The organism is Porphyrobacter sp. MBR-155, assembly GCF_040547625.1.
Lineage (GTDB): Bacteria > Pseudomonadota > Alphaproteobacteria > Sphingomonadales > Sphingomonadaceae > Erythrobacter.
On the sequence record NZ_JBEPQB010000006.1, the window covers coordinates 66,655 to 84,908 of the forward strand.

Genomic DNA, 18,254 nt, shown 5'->3' on the forward strand with positions numbered 1-18,254 from the left:
CCCGGCCGTTGTGGCGCGGCGTGGTAAACATCACGTTAAGCGATCGGCGGATTTGGCGGGGTTAATAGGCCCTGACCCTAGAGAAAATCCTGACCCTAGAGGAAATAACGCATCCTGATGGAGACGCGGCTGAGGCCTTCTTCAATCTTGAACACCGCATCCTTGAATTTGGGCGGCGCCATCCTGACCGGTGCATCGCGCGAAAAGCCATAGCCTTCCTTAGGCATCATCCCCAGCGCGCGGTCGGCCTTGCCATTGTCATTCTCGTCATGCAGCAGCGCGATCGCATAGTCGCCGGGCTTTACCCCGGAAAAGCGGATCTCGATTGTCTCGCCGGCTGGCACCACCGTGCGGTGCGCGGTCGGATCCTTGATGCATTTGGGGAATATATCTTCGCGGGTCGTCATGCAGGCGCGCACCACGCCTTTGGTTGACCTGAGATCGGTGACGGAAATCACCACATCGCCCGCCAGCGCGGGGCCTGCCGCGGCAAGCGCGCCGCCACCAGCCAGCATCAGCGCTATGAGCCTCATCAAACCGCCGCCTCGCGCCCATGTCCGGCCGCTGCGACGATCCGCTGCGATAATCCCTTGTCGGTGCCGCACAAACGGTCCCAGACGCGGAAATATAGTCCGAAATTGCATCCATATTCCTCATGATGGCGTTCGTGATGGCTGGCCGTTATCAGCCACTTGCCCAATGGCGAATGAACAACCCAGCGCGGAAACATTTCCCACCCCATGTGATTGGTGACCCCCATCACCGTCGCCACCGTCAGCACCAGTCCCAGCATTGCGATATTGATCGGCACGAAAAACACCAGCAGCGGCACCACCACCGCGCCGGTCAGCGCCTCGATCGGGTGAAAACTCATCGCGGTCCACGCGGTTGGCGGGCGGCTTTGGTGGTGGACGGCATGGGCGATGCGGAACCAGCGCGGCTGATGCATCCAGCGGTGTGCCCAGTAAAAACAGGTGTCCTGCACCGCGAGGTAGATCAGCACCGACAGTGGATGATACCACCATGGCAGCGCGGCGAAATCGGCGGTGATGTGCGTCCATCCGAGGTGCTGCCAGCCCCACAACACGATCCCCGCCGGCGTGCCGTAAATCGCTGCCGACAGCATCGACCAGCGCACTTCGCGCATGATCTGCTGCCCGCGCCCGGCATAGAGGCCAGGCCGCACCCGCGCGGTGATAAAGGCGAACAGCCCGCTCGACAGCATATAGCGCAGCGCGACGATCAGCGTCACGGCGCAGCTGACGATCAGCAGCGCAAGCGGGACGGGCAGATCAGGCGGAAGCATGACGGCAGGCTATGGAACAAATCGCTGCGGCGCGACACAATAATATCAGCCGCGCACACCGGTTGCCGCGGACAGCGGGTCGATCAGCCCCGCGTGCCGCCGCATCGCCATCCGCGCCAGCCGTTCAACCTCGACCTTGCGCCGCGCCGGGGCCAGCGGAGCCAGCGCGGCCGGGCGCAGGATTTCGGCATCATAGCCATCGGCAACGATCACGCCGCAGGTTTCGGGCCGGTAAGCCTCGCTCTCCAACGGGCTGCGATCCAGCCCCGGCGGCACCCCCCAGAAGAACCGATCGCAAAAATCGAGGTAATCGGGCCATTTGGTGTCGCCCAGCAGATCAGCCCGCGCAACCTTGATCTCAACGATCACCACCAGCCCCTTGGCATCGATCCCCATCAGATCGGCGCGGCGACCATTGCGGATCGGCACTTCGCCCAGGCACCAGATATCGTTGCGCGCGAACAGCCGCCCGATCCCGCGCGCGACATCGCCAGCGGTCAATCCCGCCAGCGGCGGCGAATCAGCGGATGAAGAATGCGCACCAGCCATGGCGGCAAAATGGAACAGAGTGGGAACGCAGTCAAGCCGGACAGATTTGCGTCAGCCATCCCCATCGGTATGCAGCACCGCCAGCAGCGCGCCGCGTGCGGCATGGAACTCGCGCCACAGCGCCAGCGCCGGGGCGCCGGTGTCCTGCCCCCGGTCAGCAAGCGTCGCCAATGCAGCCATTCCGCTGCCCAGCATCGCCGCGACATCCTCGATCCCTTGGCTCAGCAAGGTGTGCTGCCATGATTTGGCGTTGGCGATCAACTGGCCAAGCGCAGGGGTAATCTGCGCAGGTTCAGCAGCGATTCGGGCGAGCTTTGCCAGCTCCTGCGCCTGCCGGTGGAGGGCAAGCCACTCCGCCTCGATTGCCGCCGCGCCAGGCAGGGCCGAATCTATTCGGGGCAAGGTCGTTTCGGGCGGGAGCGTAGCCATCGGGTAAATCTAACCGCCGCACCTTGCCGATTGGTTAAGCCGGGCCGTGCCAATCCTGCGCCCAGACGAGTCTGGCCGCCGCAAGGGAACAATTGTGTAGCGCCGCGCCCACGCTATTGCTAAGCGCCGCGCCCACAGGCAAAATTGCCGCGCGACGCATGGCCCATGCACCCGTAGCTCAGCTGGATAGAGCGCTGCCCTCCGAAGGCACGTGTCAAGGCCGGTTTTTCGGGCATAAATATTTTCAAACTTCTGTAAACAAGTGATATTTTATACTTGGTGGGGTTGCGCTCAGCGCAAGATGTGTCCGCCGTAAGCAGGCTGTAAGCACATCCAGCGGGCGGCTGCTTTGAACGCGTGCGAGCAGGCACGGATCGCCTCGGTCAACTGAATGAACCTTTAGGTTTCCAGCGGGTCGTCGGAAGTCGTTGACCAACAGGCCCCGGAACGGCTAGTCGGGCGTCGCGAAGCACCCGTAGCTCAGCTGGATAGAGTGTCGCCCTCCGAAGGCGAAGGTCACAGGTTCGAATCCTGTCGGGTGCGCCAATCAATTGAAATATATGGAGAATTGCACTCTCTGGTGCGTTCCGGGTTGTCAGGTTGCAATGTTGTGCCTCAACGATGGAACCGCTCTTAAGGCGCTCTACTTCGACAGGTGCGTTGCAATCCCCGCCAAGATGGCAACGGTAATCTGCAATCACCTAAGGAAGAATGATCAACGGCCGACTGCGCTCCGCAGTAAGGACGGGTCCTCTTTTGGGAAAGAGTCAGCGTAGCCGCTGAGAGTTATCATGACCGCTGCTGGGCAGTTTGTCGCATTGCCGCTCCTATCCGCGAATAGGCCGAAGCCGCCTGTCGGGATTCAAGTACTCGCCGCAGGGCTCCCTGTGGCGCAAATAAAGCGGGAAGCAGGCGCGAGCCAAGACCCGACGATGATACGCGTGCGGATCGCCTTGCTGTGAACGAGGGTGCTCGATTGCTGTGAGATTGCATATGCCAATCGACACAGCGGTGAGGCATGCCATCCCGCGTTGTGGTTAAGGTGGCCCATTAGATGCAAATTTCAGGAATTTCGTGATGACAGACCAGCAGCAGGATCACTGGGAACGGGTTTATACTGAAAAGATGCCCGGCGACGTGAGCTGGTTTCAGCCCGAGCCGAGCGACACTCTCGCAGTGCTCACCCGCTTTGCAGTGCCTACCACACGTGCCTTCATAGATATTGGGGGCGGTGCGTCGAACCTTGTTGATGCACTCCTGGCAAGGGGGTGGAGCGACCTGACAGTGGTCGATATCGCTGGATCAGCGTTGAAAGCATCACAAGACCGGTTGGGCGATGAGTCAGCATGCGTCCTATGGGAGATCGCCGACATCACGGCCTGGCACCCTGCGCGCCGCTATGGTGTCTGGCACGACCGGGCGGTGTTCCATTTCCTGACCGAGCCCGAGCAGCAGGCGGCCTACCGTCAGGCTTTGCTGGCCGGCACGACGACTGATACACTGGTCATCATCGCCACCTTTGCGCCAGATGGCCCGGAAAAGTGCAGTGGCCTGCCAGTCTGCCGGCATGATGCTGCCAGCCTCGCGGTGGCGTTGGGCAGTGAATTCTCCCTAGTTGATGACTGGCGCAGCGAACACCGCACTCCTTGGGGCGCAATCCAGAAATTCAATTGGTGCGTTTTCCGGCGAAACACCGGCTGAGTCTGTCGCATGCAGACAGAACAATTGCTGCTCTGCATATTCCGCAGAACTGTGTAGCCCCGCAAATCCAGCGTGCTTCCTTAGCCTGGTGCACGGCTAACCGTAATGGCAGCAAAGAGGTATGCGGCCTATGGCAGCATCTACATCCTATCGGCGCTGGACTGGTTGTGAATCGCAGAAGGGGTCAGGCCTGACCGTAGGGACGCGATCGGAGTCTGCATTTGCCTGCTTGGCACCTCGGCTATCCTGTGGGGATCTGCCCGACCTGAAAAAGTTCATGCAGTGACAGTGGCTATTCCCCAAACCGTCGGCTATCTCTGGAACGTGCGCATCGTTTTCGCCCTTTTCGCCGCCATGGCGTTGCTCGTGTCCGGCATCCACGCCGGGCCAGCGGAGTCGCACGAGGGCGATCCGCAACATTTCAGCGCGCATCATGCCGACCAGCACGACGAAGGCAGTTCCTCGCAGCCGGATGCAAGCGATCAGTATGGTTCGCACCATCACTGCCCCAGTTTTGCAGCGGTTGATATGGACCCGTGTCAGGATGCTGACTTCGTTGGCAGTGAGCGGTTCAAGCCTGCGGCCATCAAACCACTTGGATCGACCATGCGCGCACCGCCGCTAAACCCTCCCAAGCCCTGACTGCCTTCACCGCGTGCTGGAAAGACACGCGTAATCTAGCAGTTAGCCAAGGGATGTTTCCCAATGAATACGAGAATTTGTGCGACCCTGCTTGCAGGGGTCGCAGGGCTGTGGTCAGCTGGGCTTTCAGCTGAGCCGCTGACGCTTGAGGCCGCGATTGACCGTGCCGTCGGCGCCTCGCCTGAGGTTGTTGCCGCACGGGCATCGGTCGAGGGCGCAAGAGCCGGGATCACGCAGGCCGGGGTCAGACCCAACCCTGTCGTGACGCTTGAGACGGAAGATTTCGCCGGAACCGGTCCCTTCAACGCCTTCGGACAATCGCAGGTGACGCTCACTTATGAGCAGCGCATCGAACGCGGCAACAAGCGCGATGCACGGCTCGCCTATGCAGCGCGCGGGCTCGATCTGGCCGATGCGCAGGCTCGTCAGCGGCGGTTGGATCTGGCCGCGCAGGTGCAGCGCGCCTTCATCGACGTGCAGATTGCCGATCAGCTCGTCTGGATCGCCGGTCGCCGGCTGGAGACCGAGCGCGAATTGCAGGTCGAGGCGCTCCGCCGGGTGCGTGGCTATCGTGACCCGCTGTTCGTCGAGACCCAGATGGCCGCGCGAATCACCAGCGCGGAACTGGCGCTGGAGCAGACCAAGGCCCGTGCGGATGCGGCGCGCGCGCTGCTCGCGTCTTACTGGGGCGGCGATGGCGCGGCGCTGGAAGTGGCCGAGGGCATCGAGAAGCCCGCTTCTGTGAAGCCAACTCTCGCGCATGTCGATGCCTCGGTGCGCGAGGCAGCTGTGGCACAGGCGAGCGCCGGGGTGGTGCTCGAACAATCGCGCGCGCGGCAGGATTACACCGTCGGCGGCGGCGTGCGCTTCCTGCGCGAGACCAATGATGCCGCCCTGGTCGCCTCTGTATCGATCCCACTCGGGCGGTTCGACCGCAATCAGGGCAACATCGCGCAGGCACAGGCGCAGCGGCAGCGGATTGAAGCCGAAGCTGAAGCTGACCGTCTCGCCCGTCTGCGGCGGCTCGCCCAGTTGCGGGCGCAGGCCAGTGCGGCAGCAGCGCGCGCGGATGGCCTGATGCATCAGGTCTACCCGCAAACGGTCAAGACACTCGAACAGGTGCGCGAGGGCTATAATCGCGGCGGCTTCCGCTTTTCCGATGTGCAGGATGCGGCCGATGCGACCGTCACCGTGCAGCAGCAATGGGCCGAAGCGATGACCGAATTCCGCGACGCCCAATCCGAAATTGACCGACTGACTGGCCGCTTCGACGGGGCCGCGGAGACACTTCCATGACTAACATACACATCCTCGTTCGCCTCGCGCCGCTGGCGTTTTTGGCGGGAACGCTCGCAGCCTGCGGCTCTGATCCGCAGCACGCCGAAAACGGCGAGGCCGAAGCCGCCGAAGCGCCCAAAGGCCCGCATGGCGGCAAACTGCTGACCGATGGCACGCTCGGCCTCGAAATCACGATTTTCGAGACCGGACAGGAGCCGCAATACCGCGTCTATCCCTTCCTTGACGGCAAGCCGCTTGATCCGGCCAAGGTCGACCTCGCCATCACCCTTTCGCGCCTCGGCGGCAAAGTGGATCGCTTCGCTTTCAAGCCCGAGGGAGACTTTCTTGCTGGTCAGGGCGTCGTGGGCGAACCGCACAGCTTCGATGTCGAAGTGGTCGCTGCGGTCAATGGCAAACGCAGCAAGTGGAGCTACCAGAATTACGAAGGCCGCACTACGATCACCCCTGAGGCGGCCGAGCAAGGCGGCATCAAGGTGGAGGCAGCCGGGCCTGCCACCATCGGCGACGAACGCGAGCTTTACGGCACGGTCGAGCTCAACCCTTCCGCCCGCTCTGAAATCCGCGGACAATTTCCGGGCCGGGTCGTCTCGGTCACCAAGCAGGTTGGTGATTTTGTAAAGCAAGGCGAACTGCTGGCCCGGATCGAATCTTCGGAAAGCTTACAGGTCTATCCGGTCTATTCCACCGTCAGCGGTGTGGTGGCTGAACGCGGTGGAAACCCAGGCAATATGACCGGCGGGGAGCCGCTTTTCGTCATCACCAACCCTTCTGCGACCACGGTAGTTTTCAACATATTCCCCCGGGATCTGGGCATTGTGCGTCCCGGTATGCGTATCACCGTGGCGTCGCAGGACGGGCGCGAGGTCGGCACTTCGACGCTTGGGCAATATCTGGCCGAAGGCAATCCGCAGGCGGGAACCGCGCTGATCCGTGCCGCAATCCCCAATCGCGGGGGGTGGATCCGGTCTGGCATGGCGATGCGCGGGCGCTTGATCGTCAACGAGCAAAGTGTTCCGCTCGCGGTCCGAACCGTGGCTATCCAGCCCTTCCGCGACTTTCAGGTGGTCTATGCCCGTTATGGCAATGCCTACGAAGTGCGGATGCTGGAACTCGGACGCAAAGGTGCCGAATTTACCGAGGTGCTCGCGGGGATCGAACCCGGCACGCCCTATGTCACGGCAAGCTCCTTCCTTGTGCGCGCGGACATCGAAAAGTCCGGCGCGAGCCACGACCATTAAGGAAAGACCAGATCATGCTTGAACGTATCGTCGGACTATCGATCCGCCAGCGCTGGTTTGTCCTTGCCCTTGTCGCGCTGGTGAGCGCGCTGGGGGTGTGGAGCGCCCTGCGCCTTCCCATCGATGCCGTGCCGGACATCACCAATGTCCAGGTGCAGATCAACACCGAGGCTGAAGGCTTTTCGCCGCTGGAGTCAGAACAGCGCATCACCTTCCCGATCGAGACCGCCATTTCCGGTCTCCCGAAGCTCGAATACACCCGTTCGATCTCGCGCTACGGCCTGAGCCAGGTGACGGTTGTGTTCGAGGACGGCACCGACATCTATTTTGCGCGGCAGCTGGTCAATGAACGCATCCAGCAGGTGAAGAGCCAGTTGCCAGGCGGGATCGAGCCGCAGATGGGCCCAATCGCCACCGGGCTTGGCGAAATCTTCATGTTTGCGATCGAGCCCGAGCCGGGCGCGCGCAAGCCGGATGGCAGTGAATGGACGCCAACCGATCTGCGCACCCTGTCAGATTGGGTGGTGCGCCCGCAATTACGCACCATACCGGGCGTTGCCGAGGTGAACACCGTCGGCGGCTATGAACGGCAATATCATGTCACCCCTGATCCGGTGCAGCTGGCTGCGCTCGGCCTGTCGCTAACCGACGTGGTCGAGGCGCTGGAACAAAACAATGCCAATCGCGGCGCGGGCTATGTTGACCGCGGCGGGGAACAGATCCTGATCCGCGTGCCGGGTCAGGCAGTTAACGAAGCCGACCTCGGCACAATCGTCATCGCCACCCGAGGCGGCGTGCCGATCCGCGTATCCGACGTGGCAGAGGTCACTATTGGTTCTGAACTGCGCACTGGTGCAGCGACCGAAAATGGGCGCGAGATCGTGCTCGGCACAGTGCTGATGCTGACGGGCGAAAATCCGCGCATGGTGGCACAGGCTACTGCCGATCGATTGAAGCAGGTCACCGCCTCATTGCCCGAAGGCATCGTCGCGCACCCGCTTTACGACCGCACGGAACTGGTCGAGCGCACGATTGCCACCGTCGAGAAGAACCTCGCCGAAGGCGCCTTGCTGGTGGTCGTGGTGCTGTTCCTGCTGCTCGGCAATTTCCGCGCCGCGCTGATTACAGCAGCGGTGATTCCCGTGGCAATGCTGATGGCGCTGACGGGGATGTTGGCAACGCGCACCTCGGCCAATCTGATGAGCCTCGGCGCGCTCGACTTCGGTCTGATCGTTGATGGGGCGGTGATCATCGTCGAGAACTGTCTGCGGCGTCTGGGAGAACAGCAGCACCGCCTGGGCCGCCTGCTCAACCGGGACGAGCGGTTCGGGCTGGTCGCTTCGGCCAGCGCCGAGGTAATCCGGCCCAGTATCTTCGGGATCATCATCATCACAGCAGTCTATCTGCCGATCTTCGCGCTCGAAGGGATCGAGGGCAAGACCTTCCATCCGATGGCGATCACCGTGGTGCTCGCGCTGACCGCAGCGATGATCCTGTCGCTCACGCTTGTGCCTGCCGCAGTCGCCATGTTCGTGACCGGCAAAGTCGAGGAGAAGGAGAACCGGGTCATGCGCTGGCTTTCCACGCGCTACGCTCCGCTGCTTGAAAAGGTGCTTTCCCGTCCCAAGCCCGTTGTTGCAGGAGCAGTGCTGCTGATTGCGGTGGCGGGCTTCGGGGCGACGCGGCTTGGCTCGGAATTCATTCCGCAGCTCGATGAAGGCGATATCGCCATGCACGCGCTGCGCATTCCGGGCACCAGCCTGTCGCAGGCGATCAAGATGCAGGAAACACTGGAGGAGCGCATTCGCCAGTTCCCGGAGGTGGAGCGGGTGTTTGCCAAGATCGGCACGCCCGATGTCGCCACCGATCCGATGCCCCCTTCGGTCGCGGACAACTTCATCATGCTGAAGCCGCGGGAGGAATGGCCCGATCCGCGCAAGCCTCGCGAACAGCTCATCGCTGAACTAAATGCGGCCGTCGATCTGATCCCCGGCAACAATTACGAGTTCACTCAGCCTGTCCAGATGCGTATGAACGAGCTGATTGCCGGGGTTCGAGCAGATGTCGCAGTCAAGCTGTTTGGCGATGATCTCGATCAGCTGATTGCCAGCGGGCAGGAACTCGAAGAGATCGTTGCCAGCGTTCCGGGCGCGGCAGACGTGAAGCTCGAACAGGTGACCGGCCTTCCGGTGCTCTCGATCGTTCCCAAGCGCGACATGCTGGCGAGCTATGGCGTCAGCATGTCAACGGTGCAGGATATCGTCTCCATCGCGACCGGAGGGCAGCAGGCGGGCCAGATCTTCGATGGCGACCGGCGTTTTCCGGTGGTGGTGCGCCTGCCCGAGGACCTTCGCACCGACCTTGACCGCTTGACCAATCTGCCCGTCCCGCTGCCCAATGGTGCCTCGGTGCCTTTGGGCGAGCTGGCGGATATTACGCTCGCCGCCGGGCCAAACCAGGTCAGCCGGGAAAACGGCAAGCGGCGTGCAGTGATCACCGCCAATGTCCGTGACCGCGATCTCGGCAGCTTTATCGATGAATTGCAGGGCAAGGTCGACAGCGATATGGAACTGCCCGCTGGTTACTATGTCGAATATGGCGGAACATTCGAACAGTTGCAGTCTGCGGCCACCCGCCTGTCGATCGTCGTGCCGCTGGTGCTGCTGCTGATCTTCGGCCTGCTCTACACCCTGTTCAAGTCGTGGCGCGATGCGGGCGTAGTCTTCACCGGCGTGCCACTGGCTCTGACAGGCGGCATTGCGGCGCTGCTGCTGCGCGATATTCCGTTCTCGATCTCCGCCGGAGTGGGGTTCATCGCTCTGTCCGGGGTAGCGGTGCTGAACGGGGTGGTGATGCTATCGTTCATCCGGGATCTGCGTGAAGGGGGTGAAAGGCTGGCCGAAGCGATCCGGCACGGGGCGCTTGTGCGCCTGCGCCCGGTTCTGATGACCGCTCTGGTCGCCTCATTGGGCTTTGTGCCCATGGCGGTGAATGTCGGCGCCGGATCGGAAGTGCAAAGACCGCTCGCCACCGTGGTGATCGGCGGGATCATCACCTCGACGATCCTGACCCTCCTCGTGCTTCCGGCGCTTTACCTGCTGGTGAATCGCCGGAAAGAGGAGAAGGCCAAGTCGGAACGCGCAGATCCCGCAGGAGTAAGCGCAGCATGAGTGTGAACCATCCAATGGAGTAAGCAGGCAAGCGAAAACCGCGGCGTAAACAGGGTTACGCCAGCGCAAATTGGAATCAATGCAAAATACGGTAAAACAGTGCTTTAGCGTAGATTTTCGTAGTCTGACGTACTCTTTTTGTACCCGCTGCCGAAGGCAGAGGTCACAGGTTCGAATCCTGTCGGGTGCGCCAAGGCCGTGTCCGCCACCCCTTTCGGGAATTTGGTCTTCTCTGCCGGCCGGCCGGCGCGCCAATCCAAAAAATTCGGGGTGGCCCGCCTTTGCCCCTCTCCCTAAACCTCTCCGCATGACCACCGCCCTCGACACCCTGACCGACAAGGAACGCCAGACCCTGCGGCTGATCCTGCGCGGGCATGATGCCAAATCCTCGGCGCGAGAATTGGGGTTGTCGGTGCACACGGTCAACGAACGGCTACGCGATGCGCGGCGCAAGCTGGGTGTAACCAGCAGCCGGGAAGCGGCGCGGCGCTTGCTGGCGGAGGAGGACGAGACCCCCGAATTGCTGGGGGACAAGCCTTTGAGGGATGCTTTGGCGACCCCTCCCGATGCACCAGTAACGGCATCCGCTACCCGGCGGTGGGTGAGGCTCGGCCTCGCCCTTACCTCGATCGGAGTGCTTGCCATGTCGCTGATTCTCGCCGCCCTGTTCCTGCCTGCCTCACCGCTGTCGTTGCTTGCCCCTGCCCCTGTGGTGCCAGTCGCCGCCGAACCTTCGGCCAGCGTCGCCGCGCGTGCCGCCGAGGATTTCCTGATGCTGGTCGACGAATCGCGCTGGGCTGAAAGCTACGCCGCCACCAGCGCGCAGTTCCGCCGCCTCAACACGCTTGCGGTTTGGAGCGAAGTGTCCGAGCGCGTGCGCCCGCCGCTCGGCAAGCTGTTGACCCGCGATCTGATCGCCAACGAATACGTCCCCGCTCCGCCCGAAGGCTACCGGCTGGTCAAGTTCCGCTCGATCTACGCCAATGGCACCGCGCAGACCGAGAGCCTGTCGTTGGCGTGGGAGGATGGCGCGTGGAAGGTGGCGGGCGTTGTGTTTGATTGAGGTGATGGCGGGAGCCGACGGCAAACCCGCCGCCCACCTCAATACATATGCTGGCCGCCGTTGATGCTCATGGTCGAGCCGGTCGTGAAGCCGCCGTTTTCGCTCGTCAGAAACGCCACGCCGCGGGCGATTTCTTCGGCCATGCCGAGGCGGCCGACCGGGATTTTCGCCACGATTTTTTCGAGCACCGCAGGCGGCACAGCGGCGACCATGTCGGTGTCGATATAGCCTGGCGCAATCGCGTTGACAGTCACCCCGAACTTCGCGCCTTCCTGCGCCAAGGCTTTGGTAAAGCCATGAATTCCGCTTTTCGCCGCAGCGTAATTGACCTGCCCGTATTGCCCCGCCTGCCCGTTGATCGAGCCGATGTTGACGATCCGCCCCCAGCCCCTTTCGCGCATTCCGGGGAAGGTTGCCTTGGCCATGTTGAAGCACCCGCCGAGGTTGATGCGCATGACATCGTTCCAGTCGTCAAAGCTCATCCTGTGAAGCGTGCCGTCGCGGGTGATCCCGGCGTTGTTGACGACGATATCGACCGGGCCATGATCGGCGGCGACTTGGGCGCAGCCCGCCATCGCCGCTTCGTGATCGCCCACGTCCCACTTGTAGGCAGGGATGCCGGTTTCCGCTGTGAAGGCTCGCGCCTTTTCCTCATTCCCGGCGTAATTGGCGATGACCGTATGGCCCTGGCGTTGGAGGCGTTTGCAGATCGCCGCCCCGATTCCGCGCGTTCCTCCGGTAACGATGGCAACCCGGCCCATGGCATTCTCCCTTGTTTGCAAGTCTTATGACAAGCAATCTAGCGTTGCCGTAGCGTAAGGGGAAGCGGGGAATAGCTATGCGCGAAAACCGGGGTCAAACGGCGTGCAAGAGGGGGGCAAGGCCCCGTCAAGCAGGGGTCAAACAGGGGTCTAACTGGCACCTAGCCGCAGCAAGCGCGGGTCTGGCAAAGGATCTGAACCAGTCAGCCGCGCTGACCAGCAATTTGCAGCCGATCAGAACTTGATCTGGGTGCCGACGTAGACCGCTTGGCTATCCTGCACCGAATTGGTCAGCGGATCGAGCCGTTCGCGTTGCTGCGAATAGCGCACGCCAGCGGTCACGTTGAGGTTGGGCGAGAGGCTGAAGCTGCCACCCACATCCACGGTCTGCGTGCCAATCGAATCGAGTGTGTTGGGTGATCGGCCCACGATTGGGCGGTCTTCCAGTTCGATCCGCGGCTGCAGGCGGCTGGGCTTCTCATCCGCTTTGGGGCGTGATGGTTCGAACTGCGCCAGATCGGGCAGGCTCATGCTGTTGACATTCGCGCTCAGATCGACCGTGCGGGCAAAGCTTTTGTAACCGCGCGCCGATCCCAGTTGGAACCGGCTGGTATCAAGCGCGGTCAGCCCGATCCCGCGGCCGGGGGCTGCATTAATCGCCTTGCGCACCGAAATCGCCTGCGCGTTTTCATCATCCACCCGCACCGCGACTGTCACCGTGCGCTCGCCCGAGATCGGGGTGGCGCTGGCGGGAGTGAAGCGGATGCCGCGCGCCCGGGCTTTTTCAGCGACGCGGGCGGCAAGTGCAGGATCGACCGATGCCGGGGTGAACACATCAAGGCCCATCGCCGCCAAAGATGCAGCGCGGGCTTCCGCACCCGAACCGGCCAGCGCCAGCCCGGCGCTCGGCAAGCCCAATGCCAGCACGCCGCACAGCACAACCAGCGGCAGCGAATGCCGCGCCTTTGCTGTCCTGTCTGGCCGTGCCTTCATAATTTTGCCTGAACCCCCGTGTAACCCCAACCGGCTTTCACCAGACCATATGCGACATTAACCGAAGCTGAGTCGCATTGGGACCGTTATGATGTGATAGTCTGACATTGCAATGTTGCAATGGTCTTACCGTGCGCGGGCGGATTCCCCTGAACACTGTGGCGCGATACACACAGCAGGCAATGCGGCGCGCAGGTTCAGCGCGGGTAAAGCCGCCGGGCGCCTTTGTCAGCCGGTCTGCGGCGGATGATGCTTGCCGCGCAGGCGTTGAGGGTTATAGAGCGTCACCACGACAGATGATGAGGATTATTCGGCTGTGACACGTGCCAACTCCGCCCTTTTCCGCCCGGCCCTGCGCCGCACCCTTCGCGCCGCGCTGATTGGCGGGACGCTGTTTGCGCTGGCCGCGTGCGGCGGCAGCGATCGCCCGCGCACCGAATTGCAGGCCGCGCAGATCAACACCATCGGGGTCAACGCCTATTTGTGGCGCGCCGCGCTCGAAACGGTCAGCTTTGCGCCGCTGCTGCAGGCGGACAGCGCGGGCGGGGTGATTGTGACCGATTGGTACGCCAACCCGGCCAATCCCAATGAACGGGTCAAGATGACGGTGACGATCCTCGATCAGGATCTGCGCGCTGATGCGCTGCGGGTGGCCGCTATCCGGCAGGTGTCCGACGGCGGAAACTGGGTGGAAGCCCCGGTGCAGGCCGCTACCGTGCAGAAGCTGGAAGACATCATCCTGACCAAAGCCCGCGATTTGCGCCGACAGGCGCTCGCTTCCTCCTGAGACCTTTCGCCCAAGGCCACTGCGTATGACCGACATTCGTATTGATCCGTCCGTCATTGACGGTCGGGGGCGGTTCGATCCGTCCACCGCAGACGGACGCTGGCAGCGCGCCTGGGATGCGGCGGGGACATTCACCGCCGATTCGGACAGCACAAAGCCCAAAAGCTACATCCTTGAAATGTTCCCCTATCCTTCGGGGCGCATCCACATGGGCCATGTGCGCAATTACACCATGGGCGACGTGCTGGCGCGCTATCAGCGGATGCGCGGGTTTGAAGTGTTGCACCCGATGGGGTGGGACGCTTTCGGGATGCCGGCCGAAAACGCGGCGATGGAAAAGGGCGTGCACCCCGGCGGCTGGACGCGCCAGAACATCGCGCAGATGAAGGCACAGTTGCAGCGCATCGGCTTCGCGCTCGACTGGTCGCGCGAGATTGCCACCTGCGATCCCGAATATTACGGCCACGAACAGGCGCTGTTTGCTGATCTGTACGAAGCGGGCCTCGTGTATCGCAAGGAAAGCACGGTCAACTGGGATCCGGTCGACATGACCGTGCTCGCCAACGAACAGGTGATCGACGGCAAGGGCTGGCGTTCGGGTGCCGAGGTGGAAAAGCGCAAGCTCAACCAGTGGTTCCTGAAGATCACCGATTTTGCCGAGGACTTGCTCGCCGGGCTGGAAAGCCTTGAGGATTGGCCCGAAAAAGTGCGGCTGATGCAGGAAAACTGGATCGGCAAGTCACAGGGGCTGGAGTTCAGTTTCGACCTGTCAAACGGGGATCGCATCCCGGTTTACACCACCCGCCCCGATACGATTTTCGGCGCGAGTTTTGTCGCGGTGGCCGCCGATCATCCAGTGGCACAGGCGCTGGCGATGAACAATTGCGACGTCGCCAGCTTCATTGCCCGCTGCAAAAAGGGCGGCACCACGGCGGCGGAACTGGAAACGGCGGAAAAGCTCGGCTTTGACACTGAAATTTCCGCGCGCCACCCGCTCACCGGGGCAGACCTGCCGGTCTATATCGCCAATTTCGTGCTGATGGATTACGGCACCGGCGCGATCATGGGCGTGCCGGGGCATGACCAGCGCGATTTCGATTTTGCGACCAAATACGCCCTGCCAATTACCCGCGTGGTGGCGAACGACCCGGCACGCGCGGACGACCCGTTCAAGGGTGAGGCGGAAGCCGGCGACGGGGTGATCGTCAATTCCGGTTTCCTCAATGGCATGAGCGTTGACGATGCCATTCAGGCGGTGATTACCCGCGCCGAGGGCGAAGGCTGGGGCACCGGGCGCACCGTGTGGCGGCTGCGCGATTGGGGTGTTTCGCGCCAGCGGTACTGGGGTACGCCGATCCCGTTCATCCATTGTGAGGCGTGCGGCGTGGTGCCGGTGCCCAAGGATCAGCTGCCGGTGACGCTGCCCGATGATGTCAGCTTTGATATCCCCGGCAACCCGTTGGAGCGCCACCCGACGTGGAAGCACGTGGACTGCCCCAAGTGCGGGTGCGCCGCGCTGCGTGAGACCGATACGCTCGATACCTTTGTGGATTCCTCGTGGTATTTCCTGCGCTTTGCCAGCCAGCCTGCCGACCGTCCGTTCGACCCGGAAGAGGTCGCCAAATGGATGCCGGTGCAGCACTATATCGGCGGGATCGAACACGCGATTTTGCACCTGCTCTACGCCCGGTTCTGGACGCGGGCGCTCGCACACATGGGGCAGATCGCGGTGAAGGAGCCTTTCGCGGCGCTGTTTACGCAAGGCATGGTGACGCATGAGACTTATAGCGCCATCGAAATTTCTCGTGTCCGTCCGTTCGTCCCCGGTCAATACCAAGATTCTGAGCCACTCGAGTTCAAAAAAGTTGGCGATCAATGGATTGATGTTTCGACTGGGGAGCCTGCTCGAGAACGTGTTGTTTACTTCAGCCCCGATCAAATTCGTCGAGAAGGCAACAAGGCTTTCATTAAATTCAGTGGTGAAGAAGTCGACATCGGCCGCGTCATCAAGATGTCGAAGTCGAAGAAGAACGTCGTCGATCCCGATGCGATCATCGCCCGCCACGGGGCGGATGCGGTGCGGTGGTTCATGCTGTCGGATTCGCCGCCGGAACGCGATCTCCCGTGGTCCGATGCGGGGATCGAGGGCTGTGCGCGCTTCGTGCAACGGCTGTGGCGGCTGTTCAACGCCTATGACGCGGGCGCGACGGGCGAAGACAAGAGCCTCGACCGCAAGGCCCACCAGACCATCGCTGCGGTTGCCGCCGATATCGAGGCGCTGGGCTTCAACAAGGCTGTCGCGCGGATTTACGAGTTGACCGGCGCGGCTGAAAAATCCGCACCCTCGGCCAGCCGCTCCGCCGCGATCCGCGCGCTGGTGCACATGGTCGCGCCGATGATGCCGCATCTGGCCGAGGAAGTCTGGGCAAAATTTATTTATCCTACTGAAAAGTCGAAATTTATTTCAACCATGAGAGACGAGTATTCAGAACTCATCGCCGATGCGCCGTGGCCCGCAGTCGATCCCGCACTGCTGGTCGATGATGAAGTCACCATCGCGCTGCAACACATGGGCAAGCTGCGCGATACCATCACCGCGCCCAAGGGAGCGTCGAAGGACACGCTGGAGGCGCTGGCGCTGGCCTCGGCCAATCTGCAACGCTCGATTGATGGCGCGGCGGTGCGCAAAGTGATTGTGGTGCCCGATCGTTTGGTCAATATCGTTACCTGATGCGCGTTGCTCTCGCCCTTTGTGCCGCCCTTGCCGTGTCCGCCTGCGGCCTGTCGCCGATGTATGCGGGCGGCGGGACTTCGGCGGTGGCGCAAGGGATCGCTGCGGTTGATGTGCCCGCGATTGACGGACGCGACGGGTGGCTGGTCAAGAACGCGCTTGAAGCGCGGCTGGGCGCGGCTGGGCACACCACGCCTGCCTACCGCCTTGACGTGCGGCTTGATGATGCGCTTGAGGCATTGGGCGTGCTCAACGATGATACGATCAGCCGCGAACGCCGGATCTTGCGCGCGCGCTATCAGCTGATCGATCTGGCTACGGACACGGTGCTGCTGGATGCGACCGCCGAATCGGATGCCGGGATCGACGTGGTGAGTTCTGAATATGCTACCATCGCTGCCGAACAGAAAGCGCTTGAAAACCTTGCCGTCGATGTGGCTGACCGGATCGTGACGCAGGTTGCGCTGACGCTGCGCAATCGCGCCGCAGTGAGCCAGTGAAGGCCAAGAACAGCGATTTCGCTCGCGGCCTGCCGCCCGGCACGCAGGCGGCGCGGATGTTCTTCTTCTGCGGCCCCGATGAAGCCGGGGCGAGCGCGGCTGCCAATCGCATCGCCGCCGCGCTACCCGACGCGGGCGACCGGGTGGAACTGACCGGAGCCGATCTCAAACGCGATCCCGCGCTGCTGGGGGACGAGGCGCGCTCCACCTCGCTGTTCGGCGGGCAGCGCCATATCTGGGTGCGCGCCAGCGGAGACGAAGCGCATGATGCGCTGCAAATCCTGATCGAAACCGCCGATGCAGGCGCGGGCGCGGCGGCTCCGGTGCTGGTGATCGCGACATCGGCGACCGACAAATCGCGCACCGCCAAGCTGCTTGAAAAGCGCAAAGATGCGATGGTGGCGATGTTCCACCCGCCCGATCTCGGGTCGGTCGCAGGCGCGGTGCGGGGGATGGCGGACGCGGCGGGCCTGCGGCTGGGCGGCGATCTGGCCGAACGGATCGCGCGCGGGGCCGGGCTTGATGTGCGGCTGGCACAGTCCGAAGTCACCAAGTTGGCGCTCTATTGCGATGCCGATCCGCAGGCTCCCAAGCCCGCCAGCCTTGAAGATCACGCCGCGATTGGCGCGGCGACCGAGGAGGACGGCTTTGCCCCGCTGGTCAACGCGGTGCTGGGCGGAGAGGTGGGCCGGATCGGCGGGGAGGTGCGGCGGATGCGCGAGCTGGGGCTGAACCCGGTCGGCGTCGCGCTCGCGCTCGAAAGGCGCGCTGCGCAATTGGCGCAGATCGCGGCGAAGATCGGCACCAATGGCAAGATCCCGTCGCTCGGGCCAGGCGAGAAAATGCAGCTCGGCATCTTCTTTCGTGAAGAGCGCGCGATCATCCAGCAATTTGAACGCTGGACCCAGCCGGCCGCACGCGGCGGGCGCGAAACCCGGCTCGACCGGCTGATCCCGCGACTGATCGGATTGCACCGCACGCTGCTTGCCAATAGTCAGGCGGCGGAGCTGCTGCTGGCGCAGGAACTGACCGAAATCGCCCGATTTGCCGCGAAACGATAATTAGTTGTGACGAATTGCACGTCG

The 18,254-nt window shown here is 62.6% G+C and carries 16 protein-coding genes and 1 tRNA gene; 11 read left to right on the plus strand and 6 right to left on the minus strand.

Annotated features, from left to right (window positions below; translation table 11 throughout):
• Positions 1–95: 95 nt before the first annotated feature.
• Genes ABIE62_RS08115 through ABIE62_RS08130 form a run of 4 tightly spaced genes read right to left on the minus strand, consistent with a single transcriptional unit; the run spans position 96 to position 2,284 of the window.
• On the minus strand, positions 96–533 hold the full coding sequence (locus ABIE62_RS08115; RefSeq protein WP_354325072.1) for a DUF2141 domain-containing protein: 438 nt from the start codon (positions 531–533) through the stop codon (positions 96–98).
• Positions 533–1,306, minus strand: a complete 774-nt coding sequence (locus ABIE62_RS08120; protein ID WP_354325074.1) for a sterol desaturase family protein — start codon at positions 1,304–1,306, stop codon at positions 533–535. The genes ABIE62_RS08115 and ABIE62_RS08120 overlap by 1 nt, the downstream gene beginning before the upstream one ends.
• 45 nt (positions 1,307–1,351) lie before the next feature.
• Positions 1,352–1,855, minus strand: coding sequence for an MmcB family DNA repair protein (locus ABIE62_RS08125; protein ID WP_354325076.1), 504 nt, complete (start codon positions 1,853–1,855; stop codon positions 1,352–1,354).
• A 51-nt stretch (positions 1,856–1,906) separates the two neighbouring features.
• Positions 1,907–2,284 carry a hypothetical protein gene (locus ABIE62_RS08130; RefSeq protein WP_354325078.1) on the minus strand — a complete coding sequence of 126 codons (378 nt, stop codon included), beginning with the start codon at positions 2,282–2,284 and terminating at the stop codon, positions 1,907–1,909.
• A gap of 469 nt (positions 2,285–2,753) precedes the next feature.
• On the opposite strand from ABIE62_RS08130, the gene ABIE62_RS08135 reads away from it, so the two are divergent.
• From ABIE62_RS08135 to ABIE62_RS08165, 7 genes are all read left to right on the plus strand, one after another.
• Positions 2,754–2,830 (plus strand) — tRNA-Arg (locus ABIE62_RS08135).
• 531 nt (positions 2,831–3,361) lie between these two features.
• Positions 3,362–3,985 carry a class I SAM-dependent methyltransferase gene (locus tag ABIE62_RS08140; RefSeq protein ID WP_354325080.1) on the plus strand — a complete coding sequence of 208 codons (624 nt, stop codon included), beginning with the start codon at positions 3,362–3,364 and terminating at the stop codon, positions 3,983–3,985.
• 288 nt (positions 3,986–4,273) lie between these two features.
• On the plus strand, positions 4,274–4,627 hold the full coding sequence (locus ABIE62_RS08145) for a hypothetical protein (RefSeq protein ID WP_354325082.1): 354 nt from the start codon (positions 4,274–4,276) through the stop codon (positions 4,625–4,627).
• 63 nt (positions 4,628–4,690) lie between these two features.
• Entirely contained in the window at positions 4,691–5,923 is a 1,233-nt protein-coding gene (locus ABIE62_RS08150) for a TolC family protein (protein WP_354325084.1), read from the plus strand.
• The gene (locus ABIE62_RS08155; RefSeq protein WP_354325086.1) at positions 5,920–7,164 is read left to right on the plus strand and encodes an efflux RND transporter periplasmic adaptor subunit; all 1,245 of its coding nucleotides are present in this window, start codon (positions 5,920–5,922) and stop codon (positions 7,162–7,164) included. The genes ABIE62_RS08150 and ABIE62_RS08155 overlap by 4 nt, the downstream gene beginning before the upstream one ends.
• Before the next feature lie 14 nt (positions 7,165–7,178).
• Positions 7,179–10,334 carry an efflux RND transporter permease subunit gene (locus tag ABIE62_RS08160; protein WP_354325087.1) on the plus strand — a complete coding sequence of 1,052 codons (3,156 nt, stop codon included), beginning with the start codon at positions 7,179–7,181 and terminating at the stop codon, positions 10,332–10,334.
• Positions 10,335–10,641: 307 nt separating this feature from the next.
• A complete protein-coding gene (locus ABIE62_RS08165) occupies positions 10,642–11,397 on the plus strand; it encodes a helix-turn-helix domain-containing protein (protein WP_354325089.1) in 756 nt (251 codons plus the stop codon).
• 38 nt (positions 11,398–11,435) lie between these two features.
• On the opposite strand, the gene phbB is transcribed toward ABIE62_RS08165, so the two are convergent.
• Together phbB and ABIE62_RS08175 are read right to left on the minus strand one after the other, a co-directional pair.
• On the minus strand, positions 11,436–12,158 hold the full coding sequence (gene phbB, locus ABIE62_RS08170) for an acetoacetyl-CoA reductase (RefSeq protein ID WP_354325091.1): 723 nt from the start codon (positions 12,156–12,158) through the stop codon (positions 11,436–11,438).
• 234 nt (positions 12,159–12,392) lie between these two features.
• Positions 12,393–13,151 carry a hypothetical protein gene (locus tag ABIE62_RS08175; RefSeq protein ID WP_354325093.1) on the minus strand — a complete coding sequence of 253 codons (759 nt, stop codon included), beginning with the start codon at positions 13,149–13,151 and terminating at the stop codon, positions 12,393–12,395.
• A gap of 352 nt (positions 13,152–13,503) precedes the next feature.
• Here ABIE62_RS08175 and ABIE62_RS08180 point away from each other — a divergent pair, with 352 nt between their 5' ends.
• From ABIE62_RS08180 to ABIE62_RS08195, 4 genes are read left to right on the plus strand one after another with little or no spacing between them, the layout of a single operon-like run.
• On the plus strand, positions 13,504–13,938 hold the full coding sequence (locus tag ABIE62_RS08180; protein WP_354325302.1) for a DUF3576 domain-containing protein: 435 nt from the start codon (positions 13,504–13,506) through the stop codon (positions 13,936–13,938).
• A gap of 25 nt (positions 13,939–13,963) precedes the next feature.
• The gene (gene leuS / locus ABIE62_RS08185; RefSeq protein WP_354325095.1) at positions 13,964–16,669 is read left to right on the plus strand and encodes a leucine--tRNA ligase; all 2,706 of its coding nucleotides are present in this window, start codon (positions 13,964–13,966) and stop codon (positions 16,667–16,669) included.
• Entirely contained in the window at positions 16,669–17,169 is a 501-nt protein-coding gene (lptE, locus tag ABIE62_RS08190; RefSeq protein ID WP_354325097.1) for an LPS assembly lipoprotein LptE, read from the plus strand. The genes leuS and lptE overlap by 1 nt, the downstream gene beginning before the upstream one ends.
• Positions 17,166–18,230, plus strand: coding sequence for a DNA polymerase III subunit delta (locus ABIE62_RS08195; protein ID WP_454184728.1), 1,065 nt, complete (start codon positions 17,166–17,168; stop codon positions 18,228–18,230). Before lptE ends, ABIE62_RS08195 begins: the two co-directional genes overlap by 4 nt.
• The last annotated feature ends 24 nt before the right edge of the window (positions 18,231–18,254 follow it).

Bases quoted from the DNA above. Each gene is read 5' to 3' on its own strand.
- ABIE62_RS08115 (WP_354325072.1), bottom strand. From the start codon at position 533: ATGAGGCTCATAGCGCTGATGCTGGCTGGTGGCGGCGCGCTTGCCGCG.
- ABIE62_RS08120 (WP_354325074.1), bottom strand. From the start codon at position 1,306: ATGCTTCCGCCTGATCTGCCCGTCCCGCTTGCGCTGCTGATCGTCAGC.
- ABIE62_RS08125 (WP_354325076.1), bottom strand. From the start codon at position 1,855: ATGGCTGGTGCGCATTCTTCATCCGCTGATTCGCCGCCGCTGGCGGGA.
- ABIE62_RS08130 (WP_354325078.1), bottom strand. From the start codon at position 2,284: ATGGCTACGCTCCCGCCCGAAACGACCTTGCCCCGAATAGATTCGGCC.
- ABIE62_RS08140 (WP_354325080.1), top strand. From the start codon at position 3,362: ATGACAGACCAGCAGCAGGATCACTGGGAACGGGTTTATACTGAAAAG.
- ABIE62_RS08150 (WP_354325084.1), top strand. From the start codon at position 4,691: ATGAATACGAGAATTTGTGCGACCCTGCTTGCAGGGGTCGCAGGGCTG.
- ABIE62_RS08155 (WP_354325086.1), top strand. From the start codon at position 5,920: ATGACTAACATACACATCCTCGTTCGCCTCGCGCCGCTGGCGTTTTTG.
- ABIE62_RS08160 (WP_354325087.1), top strand. From the start codon at position 7,179: ATGCTTGAACGTATCGTCGGACTATCGATCCGCCAGCGCTGGTTTGTC.
- ABIE62_RS08165 (WP_354325089.1), top strand. From the start codon at position 10,642: ATGACCACCGCCCTCGACACCCTGACCGACAAGGAACGCCAGACCCTG.
- phbB (WP_354325091.1), bottom strand. From the start codon at position 12,158: ATGGGCCGGGTTGCCATCGTTACCGGAGGAACGCGCGGAATCGGGGCG.
- ABIE62_RS08175 (WP_354325093.1), bottom strand. From the start codon at position 13,151: ATGAAGGCACGGCCAGACAGGACAGCAAAGGCGCGGCATTCGCTGCCG.
- leuS (WP_354325095.1), top strand. From the start codon at position 13,964: ATGACCGACATTCGTATTGATCCGTCCGTCATTGACGGTCGGGGGCGG.
- lptE (WP_354325097.1), top strand. From the start codon at position 16,669: ATGCGCGTTGCTCTCGCCCTTTGTGCCGCCCTTGCCGTGTCCGCCTGC.